General features: G+C 68.2%; 10 protein-coding genes. 5 read left to right on the top strand and 5 right to left on the bottom strand.

The window, feature by feature from the left end; all coding sequences use genetic code 11:
• Positions 1-377: 377 nt before the first annotated feature.
• Both AC1MFL_RS08115 and AC1MFL_RS08110 read left to right on the top strand, forming a co-directional pair.
• Positions 378-1,991, top strand: a complete 1,614-nt coding sequence (locus AC1MFL_RS08115; protein WP_479814647.1) for a peptide chain release factor 3 — start codon at positions 378-380, stop codon at positions 1,989-1,991.
• A 234-nt stretch (positions 1,992-2,225) separates the two neighbouring features.
• A complete protein-coding gene (locus AC1MFL_RS08110) occupies positions 2,226-3,584 on the top strand; it encodes a GAF domain-containing serine/threonine-protein kinase (RefSeq protein WP_479814645.1) in 1,359 nt (452 codons plus the stop codon).
• A 74-nt stretch (positions 3,585-3,658) separates the two neighbouring features.
• Here the strand turns inward: AC1MFL_RS08110 and AC1MFL_RS08105 are convergent, their stop codons facing one another.
• Positions 3,659-4,861 carry a PucR family transcriptional regulator gene (locus tag AC1MFL_RS08105; RefSeq protein WP_479814643.1) on the bottom strand — a complete coding sequence of 401 codons (1,203 nt, stop codon included), beginning with the start codon at positions 4,859-4,861 and terminating at the stop codon, positions 3,659-3,661.
• A gap of 98 nt (positions 4,862-4,959) precedes the next feature.
• On the opposite strand from AC1MFL_RS08105, the gene AC1MFL_RS08100 reads away from it, so the two are divergent.
• The 3 genes from AC1MFL_RS08100 (at position 4,960) to AC1MFL_RS08090 (ending at position 8,289) form a co-directional block, all read left to right on the top strand.
• Positions 4,960-6,033 carry a ferredoxin reductase gene (locus AC1MFL_RS08100; RefSeq protein ID WP_479814641.1) on the top strand — a complete coding sequence of 358 codons (1,074 nt, stop codon included), beginning with the start codon at positions 4,960-4,962 and terminating at the stop codon, positions 6,031-6,033.
• Between the two features lie 13 nt (positions 6,034-6,046).
• Positions 6,047-7,258: a fatty acid desaturase family protein gene (locus AC1MFL_RS08095; protein WP_479814639.1), complete on the top strand. Its 1,212-nt coding sequence runs from the start codon at positions 6,047-6,049 to the stop codon at positions 7,256-7,258.
• 149 nt (positions 7,259-7,407) lie between these two features.
• Positions 7,408-8,289 (top strand): cytochrome c oxidase assembly protein, encoded by an 882-nt coding sequence (locus tag AC1MFL_RS08090; RefSeq protein WP_479814637.1) that lies wholly within the window; start codon positions 7,408-7,410, stop codon positions 8,287-8,289.
• 69 nt (positions 8,290-8,358) lie between these two features.
• On the opposite strand, the gene AC1MFL_RS08085 is transcribed toward AC1MFL_RS08090, so the two are convergent.
• The 4 genes from AC1MFL_RS08085 to AC1MFL_RS08070 all read right to left on the bottom strand — a co-directional run bounded on the left by AC1MFL_RS08085 (position 8,359) and on the right by AC1MFL_RS08070 (position 13,012).
• Positions 8,359-8,994, bottom strand: coding sequence for a class I SAM-dependent methyltransferase (locus AC1MFL_RS08085; protein ID WP_479814635.1), 636 nt, complete (start codon positions 8,992-8,994; stop codon positions 8,359-8,361).
• 13 nt (positions 8,995-9,007) lie between these two features.
• Entirely contained in the window at positions 9,008-11,155 is a 2,148-nt protein-coding gene (locus AC1MFL_RS08080; protein ID WP_479814633.1) for a copper-translocating P-type ATPase, read from the bottom strand.
• A gap of 85 nt (positions 11,156-11,240) precedes the next feature.
• Positions 11,241-12,722 (bottom strand): multicopper oxidase family protein, encoded by a 1,482-nt coding sequence (locus tag AC1MFL_RS08075; protein WP_479814631.1) that lies wholly within the window; start codon positions 12,720-12,722, stop codon positions 11,241-11,243.
• Positions 12,722-13,012: an SHOCT domain-containing protein gene (locus AC1MFL_RS08070; protein ID WP_479814629.1), complete on the bottom strand. Its 291-nt coding sequence runs from the start codon at positions 13,010-13,012 to the stop codon at positions 12,722-12,724. The genes AC1MFL_RS08075 and AC1MFL_RS08070 overlap by 1 nt, the downstream gene beginning before the upstream one ends.
• Between the last annotated feature and the right edge of the window lie 75 nt (positions 13,013-13,087).

Genomic DNA, 13,087 nt, shown 5'->3' with positions numbered 1-13,087 from the left:
AAAGTACTCGGTTCCCCGCTCTCACCATAGTAAAGGTAAAGCGGGCCAACTTCCGCACGGACAAGCCCCAAAGTGGCCCATTAGTACCTTCGCGCGAACGCCTCGGGAATGCCCCCGAAGGTCCCGCCCCGGGGCTGCATTTTTGAGGGGCAGGGGTCCGGCTTTGCCCTGGCTTTGCACCGACATCGCGGCGGCGGCGCGGGCTGCGATAAACTTGAATCCTGGGGTGTACCGTCGGCTCCCCGCCGCCGCGCCCCCACAATCGCCCCAGCAGTCACGCAGAACTCCCAGCAGAACAACCAGCGACCCCGCCGGGCCAGCCTGATTCCCGCAGGCCCGGGACCGCAACCACTCAAAGCCGCAGCGAAAGTAGCACCGTGTCCCAAGAAGTCCTTAGCCCCGCCCGAGTCCAGGAGATTCACAAGCAGGCGGCCCGGCGTCGGACATTCGCGGTCATTTCACACCCCGATGCCGGCAAGTCCACGCTGACCGAGGCGCTCGCGCTGCACGCGAAGGTGATCGGCACCGCCGGCGCCTCCAGCGGCAAGGCCAACCGCAAGGACACGGTCTCGGACTGGATGCAGATGGAAAAGGACCGCGGCATCTCGATCAGTTCCGCGGCCCTGCAGTTCTCCTACCGGGACACCGTGATCAACCTGCTGGACACCCCCGGCCACGCGGACTTCTCCGAGGACACCTACCGGGTGCTGGCCGCCGTCGACTGCGCCGTTATGCTGGTGGACGCCGCCAAGGGCCTGGAAACCCAGACCATGAAGCTCTTCGAGGTCTGCAAGCAGCGCAACCTGCCCATCATCACCGTGATCAACAAGTGGGACCGGCCCGGCCTCGACGCACTGGCCCTCATGGATGAGCTCACCGAGCGCACCGGCCTCCAGCCGATGCCGCTGACCTGGGCCGTTGGCATCTCGGGTGACTTCCGCGGAGTGTGGGACCTGCGCAATGACCGCTTCGCCCAGTTCAAGCGCAACAACGCCGGCGCCAACATCGCCCTCACCGAGTACTTCACACCGGAGCAGGCCGCGGCCAGCCAGGGGGATGACTGGTCCAACGCCGTCGATGAGGCCGGCCTCGTCATCGAGTCCAACCTGGAGTTCGACGTCGACGCCTTCCATGCCGGCAAAGCCACGCCGATCCTCTTCAGCTCCGCCGCGCTGAACTTCGGCGTGAAGGAGATCCTCGACGCCCTCGTGGACTTCGCCCCGCCGGCCGCCCCGCGGCCCGACGTCGACGGCGCCGCGCGGCCCGTCGATGCGCCCTTCTCCGGCTTCGTCTTCAAAGTCCAGGCCGGCATGAACAAGGCCCACCGCGACCACGTCGCCTTCATCCGGGTCTGCTCCGGCATCTTCGAACGCGGCATGGTGGTGACGCAGGGCCGGACCGGCAAGTCGTTCGCCACCAAGTACGCCCAGCAGGTCTTCGGCCGTGAACGCGAGGTCATCGACGAAGCGTTCCCCGGAGATGTTGTGGGCCTCGTGAACGCGTCTTCGCTGCGGGTCGGCGACAGCCTCTTCCTTGAGCAGCCGGTGGAGTTCCCCGCCATCCCGCTGTTCGCCCCGGAGCACTTCCAGGTGGCGCGGTCCAAGGACCCCAGCCGGTTCAAGCAGTTCCGCCGCGGCATCGAACAGCTGGAACATGAGGGAGTCATCCAGGTGCTCCGCTCGGACGTCCGCGGCGATCAGGCCCCGGTGCTGGCCGCCGTCGGCCCCATGCAGTTCGAAGTCGTGGAGGACCGCATGGCCCACGATTTCAGCGCGCCGATGCGGCTGGAGCGCCTGCCTTATTCCATCGCCAGGATTTCGACGGCGGATGCCATGCCGGCACTGGCCAACGTTCCCGGCGCCGAGGTCCTGCTGCGCTCCGACGGCGAATACCTCGCGCTGTTCAACGATGTGTGGGCCCTGCGCCGGATTGAGAAGAACCATCCGGACCTGACGCTCCTGCCGATTGGCACGCACAATCCCGCAAAGTAGTGGCCGGGATGGGCTTGCGGGCGGGACAAAAGGATCGCCCGGGGGTCTTCCTGAATCCGGGAATCGCGGTATCATAAGTAACCTTGCTAATTATGCGGGCGCCGGACCTTCTTCTGATTCCGGTATTGGACTGATCCGCCACCGGCGGGCCCCGCTATAAGGGACAGCGAACACCAGTTGACAGAGCTCATTTCACCTCCGGCCAGTTCCATACCGGCCGCATCAAAGCACCGCATGGAACCCGGCTACCTGCTCAGCGGGCGGTACCGGATCGCGGACCTTCTTGGCAGGGGAAGCCAATCCACCGTCTTCCGGGCCTACGATGAGCTCCTGCAGCGCGAGGTGGCGGTCAAGCTTTTCCGCAACGTCTCGGATGATCTGGAACAAACCCGCCGGCAGGGCGAGGAAATCCGGATCCTGGCCGGAATGAGCCATCACGCCCTCGTGACGCTTTTCGACGCCGGCGCCGACCTGAGCGACCCGGCCGACCGGCTCACCTACCTTGTGACGGAACTGGTGCACGGACGTGACCTGCGCCACCGCGGGGCCCAGGGCCCGCTCTCGGCCGCGCACATGGCCCACATCGGCTACGACCTGGCGGACGGGCTTTCCTACATCCACCACCACGGCATCGTGCACCGGGACGTCAAACCCGCGAACATCCTGCTAGTGGACTACAGCAACGACGACCGGCGCCCGCGGGCCAAGCTGACTGATTTTGGCGTCGCCGTCGTGATGGGCAATGGCCCGGTATCGGACGACGGCGGAACCTCCGGGACACCTGCCTACCTCAGCCCCGAGCAGGCGGCCGGCGAACCCGTCGGACCGCTCAGCGACGTGTACTCGCTTGGCCTGGTGCTGCTGGAAGGCCTGACCGGAAAGATGGCGTACCCCGGCGCGCCGATCCAGTCCGCCGTCGCGCGGCTGCTCAAAGACCCGCAGATTCCCGAGGAGCTCGCCCCCATGTGGTTTGCGCTGTTGTCCTCCATGCTGGCCCGGGACCCGGCGCAGCGCCCCCCGGCCCGGGAAGTATCACTGGCCCTGCGCCAGGAAGTGATCAACACCGCGGCGCGCCACCGCATGGACCCGGCACCGGCACCCTCGGACGAGGAAGGCCGGATGCGCGCCGTCGAACGGTACCGGATCCTTGACACCCCGGCGGACGGGGCCTTCGACCGGATAGCGGGCCTCGCGGCGCGGATGTTCTCGGTGCCGGTGGCGATCGTGAGCGTGGTGGACCATGACCGGATCTGGTTCAAGGCACACCACGGCACCGAGGTCAGCCAGATCGGCCGCGACCCGGGGCTGTGCGCCTCCGCGATCCTGCAGGACGACGTCTGGGTGATTGAGGATGCGGCCAGGGACCCCCGCACCCTCGCCAACCCGCTGGTGGCAGGCGAGTTCGGCCTGCAGTTTTACGCCGGCGTCCCGCTGCGCACACCTGACGGTTACAACCTGGGCACGTTCTGCATCCTGGACCGGGAACCGCGGGAATTCAGCGCCGAGGACGCCCGGACGCTGCAGGACCTGGCCGCGATCGTGATGAACGACCTGGAGATGCGGCTGCAGAGCCGGGAAGCTATCGCCAGTTAGCCGGCCGTGTTCAACGCCTGCCGTGTTCAACGCCTGCCGTGTTCAACGCCTGCCGTGTTCAACGCCTGCCGTGTTCAACGCCTGCCGGCGTGGAGCGCCAGTTCCAGTTCGAACCGGGCCTTCGGGTCCTCCAGGGTATCGCCGAACAACTCGCGCAGCTGCGCCGCCCGGTAACCCACGGTCTGCGGGTGGATCCCGAGCTCAGCCGCAACCGGGGCCCGCTGGCCCCAGTGCCGCAGCCAGGACAGCAGCGTCTCTGCGAGCCGCTCCCGCTGGGCCGGGCGAAGCCCCTCCAGTGGCGCCAGGCGGCGGTTGGCCAGTTCCGCGATCGCGGACGGCTCCGCACCGAGGATCACCTCGGCCAAGTGCTCGTCGGCCCAGATCGGCGGGTCCGCCGGACCTTCACGGGGCGGCAGCACCGAGGCTGCGAGCACAGCCAGGCGCAGCGACTCGGGGACTTTTTCCCAGCCTCCGGCCGGCCCCACGGCCGCTCCCCGGCCGCGCAGCGCCTTTTCCAGGTCCGCACGTGCGGACTTTGACGTCCGGGCCGGAACCAGGGCGACTGCGTCGGTCTCGCGTTCGATGACCAGCGTGCCCGGCCCCAGCCTGAGCCGCAGCCCCGCGGACCGGTCCAACGGGAGGGTGACCACGACCATCCGCTGCGGCAGGGACCAGTCCGCCATTGCTGCCGTCTGGCGCAGGGCCGCCTCATCCGCCTGCCCCAGGAGCAGCAGATCCAGCAGTTCGGTGCGCCGCCGGTCCACCGCGCCGGCCCGTTCCGACTGTTCAAAGGCATACGCCTCGGCGCTGACAGCGGAAAGTTCGTCGATGTAGGCGAGGATCGACTCGCCAAGATCCACCACCACACTTTGGCCGAGGTGGTGCTCCACGGACACCCGGGACATCTCCCGGAAGGTCACGCGGGCGCCCATCCGGTACGCGCTCAGAAGCGCATCCATGCTCCGGCCCTGCCGGAATTCCCCGCTCCCCAGCCCCGCCACGAGCTGCCGGCTCTCCTCCGACAAGGCTGGCAGCCGCGTTCCGGGCAGCTGCAGGAAGCGGTCCAGCGCGGCAGCCACGCCCCGGCGCAGGCCCCGCCCGAACCGGCCCTCGATCGGCCTGGCATAGGCCGGCACGAGCTGCGGCACTGCGTCGATGATTGCCTCGACAATGCCGGGCATCATCGGCCGGAGCATGTCGCTGACCTCGCGCGGCAGTGCCAGCCACGGAGGGTCATAGGCGGGTGACGAAGCGGTGCTGGCCGAGGAGGCGTTCATTAGGCGGTCCCATAAGTTGTTTCGGGGAGATAGTTTCTTCGAACCGATCGTATGCCTTGGATGAAGAACTGTGGCCCCCTTTGACATAAGATTGATAAATGATCCGGCTCCGTAAGCTGGCGCGCGCCGCATCTGTACTGACCACCCCACTGGCTCCAGAAGACATTCTGTCGCTGTTCAATCCTGTGTTTTCCGCCCGCCAGTTGCGCGGTGTGGTTACCCGGGTGGTTCCAGAAACGGCCGATTCCGCCACAATTTTCTTCCGTCCCGGCCGCGGCTGGCAAGCGCACCTTGCCGGCCAGTGGGCCCGTATTGGCGTCGAGCTCGACGGCGTCCGCCACTGGCGGTCCTACTCGCTCAGCGCCCCCGCCGGCATGGACCCTGCCATCACTGTCACGGACATGGGTGCTGTCTCCGGCACCCTCGTGCGCAGCACCAAACCCGGCGACGTGCTCTTCCTGGCCCGGCCGCAGGGCGACTTCGTCCTGCCGGAGCACCCGCGGCCCCTGCTGATGCTCACTGCCGGCAGCGGAATCACCCCGGTCATGTCCATGATCCGCACGCTGGTGCCGCACCGCCCGGACTCCGACGTCGTCCTCATCCACACCGCAAAGACTCCGGCAGATGCCATCTTCCGTGAGGAACTGGCCGAACTGGCGGACCAGTTTCCCAACTTCCGCGTGATCCATTGGTTCACCGGCGAACGCGGGCGGCTGGACTTCAGTTCCGCAGCCGCGCTGGAACAGCTCTGCCCGGACTGGCGCCAGCGTGCCGCGTACGCCTGCGGCCCCGAAGGCTTCCTGGACGACGCCGAGGCGCTCTGGGCTGCGGAAACCGCAACCGCCGGTCCCTCCTCTAACTCCACCCTCACCATTGAACGCTTCAGCACCAAGCTTGCCGGCGGCGAAGGGCACGACGGCGGACTGGTCACCTTCGAGGCGTCCGACCGCGAAGTCGAAGCCGACGGCGACACCCCGCTGCTTGACGTCGGCGAGGACGCCGGCGTCCTGATGCCGAGCGGTTGCCGGATGGGCATCTGCCACAGCTGCCTCACCCCCCTCCGGGCCGGACAGGTTCGTGACCTGCGCACGGACGAAGTCCACGGCGAGCCCGGCCAACTAATCCAGACGTGTGTCTCGGCAGCCGCCGGACCCGTTAACCTCGACATCTGAGGAGTACCACCGCATGACGATTGTTTCCGACAAGCTTGACGTTTCCGACGACGGCGCTGCATCCGACAAAGCCGGCACCGGCTCTGCCAAGGCTCCGGCTACCGTGAAGACGCGGCCCGGCGCCCTCGCCGAAACCGGCAGCCCGACTGTCCGCCCGCCGGCTGCCGCGCACCTCTCCGACGAGCAGGTCGCCGAGCTGGGCCGCGAACTCGACGCCATCAAGGACGACATCCTCGCCAAGCGCGGAGCGTCCGATGCCGCCTACATCCGCCGGATGATCAAGATCCAGCGCGGACTGGAGATCTCCGGCCGTGCCACGCTCCTAGTCAGCAAGAACAAGGCCGCCTGGGTCGCCGGCACCACACTGCTCAGCTTCGCCAAGATCCTGGAAAACATGGAGCTCGGGCACAACATCCTGCACGGCCAGTGGGACTGGATGCGGGACCCGGACATCCACTCCACCACCTGGGAGTGGGACTTCGTCACCCCGGCGCGCTCCTGGCAGCACACCCACAACGACCTGCACCACCGCTGGACCAACGTCGTCGGCAAGGACAACGACGTCGGGTACAACCTGCTGCGGATGGACGCCCAGCAGGAGTGGAAGCCGTTCAACCTCGGCAACCCGCTCTACAACGCGATTCTGGCGCCGGTCTTCGAATGGGGCATCGCGATCTACGATCTCGAGCTGAACGACTACAAAGAGGGCAAGAAGTCCAAGGAGGCCCTCACCAAGGACCTCAAGGCCCTTGGACGCAAGGCCCTCACGCAATTCACCAAGGACTACGCCGCCACTCCCGCTGTGGCCATGCTCACCGGCTCCGGCAAGCAGGCGCTGTACGGCACCCTGACGGCCAACGCGGTCCGGAACGTCTGGGCGCACGCGGTGATCTTCTGCGGCCACTTCCCTGAGGGGACCGACACCTTCACCGAGGAAATGGTGGAAGGCGAGACCCGCGGTGACTGGTACGTCCGGCAGATGATCGGCTCGGCCAATATTTCCGGGTCCAAGTTCATGCACCTGATGACGGGCAACCTCTCGCACCAGATCGAGCACCACCTCTTCCCGGACATCCCGTCCAACCGCTATGCCGAGGTGGCTCCCAAGGTGCAGGAAATCTGCAAGCGCTACGGCCTGCCGTACACCACGGGTCCGATCTGGAAGCAGGTCGGCTCCACCTGGGCGAAGGTCTTCAAGCTGGCGCTGCCGCCCAAGAAGTCCTAGCACCGGCTTAGACCGGTTTGACTGATTTTCGAAAGGGGCGTCTGCCGTTGCGGCAGGCGTCCCTTTCGCGTGTCGCGGCCTCGCGGCCGGCGGACGGCCGATGAATCTTCGTGGGCGTCCTCCCAAGGTTGGGGCGCTATCATGGGCCGGTGCCACCCCTTGACGAAATTGTGAGCGCCTGGCAGGTTGACTGGACCGCCATGGTGATGATCGGCGGCTCCGGGGTGCTCTACGCGCTGGGGCTCAAGGCCGCAGCCGCCCGCGGGCGCCGCTGGCCGCTGTGGCGGACCCTGGCGTTCTATCTCCTGGGCCTTGGCTCCCTTACCGTGCTCACGTGCGGGTTCCCCGGCGTATACAGCACCCAGTTGCGCTGGGCGTTTACGCTCAAGATTTCCCTGCTCCTCTTCGTCGTTCCCCTGCTGATCGGCCTAGGCAAGCCGATCTCCCTGGCCCGCGCGGCCCTGCCACCGCGGGGCATCACCCGGCTGAACGGTGCCCTTGCCCACCCAATGGTGCGGTTTGTGAGCAACTCAATGGTCGCGCCACTGCTGGGGCTGGCGCTCTTCTCCACATTCCTGACCCCGGCGTTCCACACGTTGCGCGCCGATCCGCTGGCCGAGGCCCTGCTGACCGTCGGGATACCGCTGCTGGGCCTGCTCATGGCACTTCCGATCATCGAGGAAGCGGACTTCCAGCGCTCGAGCGCATACATCACGCTGGAGATTGTCTTCGTCTTCATCGAACTGCTGATCGACGCGGTCCCCGGGATCCTGCTGCGCCTGAACGGGCAGGTGCTCGATCACGTCATGACGACGCAGTCCGACTTGGCCTGGTTCCCGGGCCCCCTGCGCGACCAGCAGCTGGCGGGCGACTTCCTCTGGTTCATCTGCGAAATAGTGGACCTGCCCCTCATCATCCTGATGTTCATGCGTTTCTCCCGGAGCGACAAACGCGAGGCCCGCAGCTTCGATGACCTGACGGACCAGCAGCTCGATGAACTGAACTCCCAGCACCTGCGCCGCGGCGGCTGACCGTCGTCTGTTCGTTGAGGATCCGGCGGAAACGGGCCGGACCCGGAAACGCCGCGCCGGGGATGGTGCTCAGGGTTTGCTGGCCACCCCCAGAACATGGGCCAGCCGGGGGTTGCCGGGCAGCACCGAAAAGCCGAAGCGTTCCAGTCCCTGCACTGTGAGGCCCGCCGCTGCGATCGTCGCGGGGGTGTTCCGGTTCGGGTGGCAGCCCCCTGCCATCCGGCTCCACAGCGGCGTGAGCAGGTCTTCGGCCGCCGCCAGCACCCGGTATTCCGACCGGACGTGTTCATAGAACAGCAGAAGGCCGCCCGTCCGCAGGACCCGGACCACCTCCGCCAGGGCCGCGGACTGGTCCGCGACGCTGCACAGCACGAGGCTGGACACGACGACGTCGACCGAGGCGTCCGCCGCCGGCAGCGCTTCCGCCACGCCGTCCCGCACGGTGACCGGCACCGGCGCCCGGGCCGCGGCGGCCAGCGCCAGGGCCCGGAGGGTCGGGTCCGGTTCGAGCGCCAGCACGCCCGTCACCGCGGACGGATAGAACGGGAAGGTCGCCCCGTAGCCCGCCCCGATTTCGACGACGGCGCCGTGCGCCGCGGCCAGGAGCCGGCGGCGGTGCTCCGTTGCCCCGCGGGCGTCCATCCGCGGACCCGCCCGGGCGAAGGATCTCCCGAACGAGGGACTGCGGGGGGTGCTCTCCGGCATGGGACTCCCCGGCTCAGTGCGCTTCGGCGGGGTTGAGTTTCAGGCGGCGCAGCAGCTGGGCATTGAGCGCCACCACGATCGTCGAGGCGGACATCAGGACGGCGCCCGCGGCGGGGGAGAGGACGACCCCGGCAAAGGCCAGGACACCGGCGGCCAGCGGCACCGCGATGATGTTGTAGCCCGTGGCCCAGACGAGGTTCTGCCACATCTTCCGGTAGCTGGCCAGGGACAGGTCCACCATGGAAAGCACCGCCCGGGGGTCGTTCCCGGCGAGGACCACCCCGGCGGACTCCACCGCCACGTCGGTCCCGCCACCGATGGCGATTCCCACCTCGGCGCGGGCCAGGGCGGGGGAGTCGTTGACGCCGTCGCCCACCATGGCCACCCGGAGCCCGCGGGACTGGAGTTCGGCCACCTTCTTGTCCTTGTCCGCCGGGAGGACCTCGGCGAAGACCTCATCGATGTTCAGCTCGGCGGCCACGGCCTGGGCCACCTGACGTGCGTCGCCGGTGATCATGGCCACCTTGACGCCCCGGCGCTGCAGCGCCGCGACGGCCTGGCGGGACTCCGGGCGGACAGCGTCCTCAAGGCTCACGGCACCCAGCACGGTGTTGCCGTCCACCACATGGAGCACCGCCGCGCCCCGGTCCCGCCAGGCCGCAGTGGTGGCGGCGAGTTCCGGGGGTTCGTCTGCCCGCAGTTCCCTCAGCAGCGCAGGGCCGCCCACCCCGACCGTCCGGCCGCCGATCGTGGCGCGGACACCGCGGCCGGTCAGGGAGGTGAAGTCGGTCGCACGCGGCACGGAAAGCCCGCGGCCGCGCGCGGCCGCCACGACCGCCCGGGCCAGCGGGTGCTCGCTGTCCGACTCCGCTGCGGCGGCCAAGGCGAGCAGCTCGTCCGCGCCCGTTCCTGCGGCGGCGGCAACGTCCTTCACTTCCGGCTCGCCCCTGGTCAGGGTCCCCGTCTTGTCGAACAGCACGACGTCGACTGTCCGCATCCGCTCCAGTGCCATCCGGTTCTTGATCAGCACTCCGGCCCGGGCTGCCCGTTCCGTGGAGATCGCGATGACCAGCGGGATGGCGAGGCCCAGGGCGTGCGGGCAGGCGATCACCAGCACCGTCACGGTGCGCTCCACGGCGTCGGGCAAGCTGCCCAGCAGGGTCCAGACGACAAAGGTGATAACGCCCGCCCCGGCGGCGAAGTAGAACAGGAAGGCGGCGGCACGGTCCGCGAGGGCCTGGGCGCGCGAGGAGGAGGCCTGGGCTTCTGCCACGAGCCGCTGGATTCCGGCGAGTGCGGTGTCCTCGCCGATGGCTGTTACCCGGACGCGGACGCTGTTGTCCGTGGCGATGGTTCCCGCGACCACCGGGTCGCCGGGGGAGCGAAGGACGGTCTTCGACTCGCCCGTGATCATCGATTCGTCGAATTCGGCCTGCCCCTCGGCCACGGTTCCGTCCGCCGGCATCCGCGCGCCGGAACGGACCAGGATGGTGTCGCCGCTGCTGAGTTCGGACACGCCGACGGTCTCGGTGCCGGACCCGGTAATGCGCTCGGCCTCGTCCGGCAGGAGCGCCGCGAGGGCGTCCAGGGCGCCCTGTGCCGAGCCGAGCGCGCGCATCTCGATCCAGTGCCCCAGCAGCATGATGTCCACCAGCAGGGCCAGTTCCCACCAGAAGTCGAGGTCGAAGCCGCCGATCCCCAGCGTTGTCACCCACGAGGCGGTGAAGGCGACGCTGATGGCCATGGCGATCAGCAGCATCATCCCCGGCTTGCGGGTTTTCAGCTCATTCAGGCCCCCTCTGAGGAACGGCTGCCCGCCGTAGAAGAAGATGACAGTCCCCAGAACGGGAGGAATCCAGGCGGAGCCGGGGAAAACCGGCGGCTGGTAGCCGAGCAAGTCCCCGAACATCGGGCTGAAGAAGACCACCGGGACGGCCAGGACGAGGGTCAGCCAGAACCTGTTCTTGAACATCGCGACGCTGTGGCCGGCGTGCTGGCCATGGCTGTGCACAAGGTGCTCGTCGTCTGGCCGGTGGTCCGGCACGGTTCCATGCGCGCCGCGTCCGTGCGGGCCGGCGCCGGTGCTGTGCCCGCTGCTGATTTCGTGCTGGCGGTTCGGCTGCCGGCCGCCGACGGCCTGGCTGCTGTGCTGATGCTCCATGATGCGCTCCCGGGGAGATTCATCGATACCTGGATTCAGCTTCAACATACCCCTAGGGGGTATCTTTGGCAAGATGTCCGTCGGTTCAGCGGACCTCGATCACGCCCATCATTCCCAGATCCTCGTGGTCCAGGATGTGGCAGTGGTAGACCGAGCGGCCACTGAAGTCGCGGAACGCGATCCTGACCGTGGCGTGTCCGTTCGCCCGCACGTTCACGACGTCCCGCATGACCACGGAATCCAGTGACCGGCCGTTGTCCTCGAGCAGCTGCATCGGCCAGACATGCAGGTGGAAGGGGTGGTCCATGGGGCTGGTGTTAACAAGCGTCCATTCCTCGACGGTTCCGGCCGCGACGATTGTGTCCGTGCGCGCGTCGCTGAATTCACGGCCGTTGATGGTGAACCGCATCATGCCGCCCATTCCGCCGCCCATTCCTCCGGACCCCGCACCCATGGCCAGGGTCAGCTGCCGGCGGGCGGCCACGGCCGCGTTGCGGAGGTCCTCCGGGGCCGGCCGCGCCGGGACAGCACCAGCCGGCGTCGTGGATTCGCCGGCTACCCGGAATCCCGCCAGCGCGGCCACCCTGCGGGCGGGGCCCGGACCCTGCCCCATCATTCCCGGCATGGCGCCGCGGTCGTAGGGGAGGGCCTGCAGTACGGATTCGCCGGCGGCGGCGGTGACCAGCAGGTCCGCCCGGTTGCCCGGCGCCAGCAGGAGCTCCTGCACGGGTTCGGGTTCGGCGGACCGCCCCGAATCCATGCCGATCAGCTGCAGCAACTGGCCGTCAAGCCGGAGCCGAAGGAAACGGGCCGTGCAGGCGTTAATGATCCGCCACCGCTCCCGTTCCCCCGGGCGGGCTGTGAGGAGCGGGCGGCTCTGCCCGTTGAGCAGGAGCAGCACTCCTTCCCGGCCCGCCATGCGCCCCATCGGTGACACCGCGGCGATGTTTCCGGCGTTGTCCAGGGTGGTGTCCGAGACGAGCAGCACCCGTTCCCTGCTTACGGGGATGGCTTCCGGATCCTCGACGATGATCGCACCGAACAGTCCGGCGAAGATCTGGTCAGCGACCATGCCGTGGTGATGCGGGTGGTACCAGTACACGCCCGGGGGATGGTCCGCCGGCAGCCGGTAGCTGTAGTCGTGCCCCTCCCCGGGCGCGACCGCGATGAACACGTTGTCGCCGTCGCCCTGCGGGGACACGTGCAGCCCGTGGACGTGCAGGTTCGTCGGTTCGTCGAGGTGGTTCACCAGTCTGACGGCGAGCTCATCGCCCGGCCTCAGACGGAGGGTGGGGCCCGGGAAGATGCCGTTGTAGGAGAGCGGCCTGGCCGTGAGGCCGCCGAGTTCAGCCTGTCCGCGTGCGGCGTCGAGGGTGAGCTGGAGCCTCCCGTCCGTGCTGCGAAGTTCGGCGGGACTGCGCAGCTCGGGACCTTGTGCGGGCCCTGCACCGCCGAACGGCTGCGGCGTGGAAGCCAGAGACCACCACAGCCCGGCGCCGCCCGCCACTGTGGCTGCTGTGCCCAGGCCGCCCAGCAGCAGGGCCTCGCGTCGGCTGACCGGGCGCATTACTGCTGCTCGCCGAGTACCTTCAGGTTTTCGCGGTATTGTTCCGCGGTCAGCTCGCCCCTCGCGAAGCGTTCATCCAGGATCAGCCGTGCCGGGCTTTTTCCGCCCGGGCGGAACCCCGGCTGGCCGTAGGGCGGCGCGCCGTAGGGTCCGGGTTGGGCGGCGCCGCCGCGGTGACCCCCGCCGGAGAAGAGCCGGACCGCGAGCAGCACCAGCAGGGCGATGCCGATCAGCAGGAGCAGGCCCCAGAGCCACATCCAGCCGAAGCCGTTTCCGTAGTACCCCATCATGGCAGTTCCCTCCGTCGGTGACCGTTCCTCGTCCCCATTCTCCGCCGGATAAACGGGGCGGGGCTAGGGTCCTAA

This window comes from Arthrobacter sp. BG3 (assembly GCF_056680185.1).
This window is presented reverse-complemented; position numbering and strand designations above follow the sequence as displayed.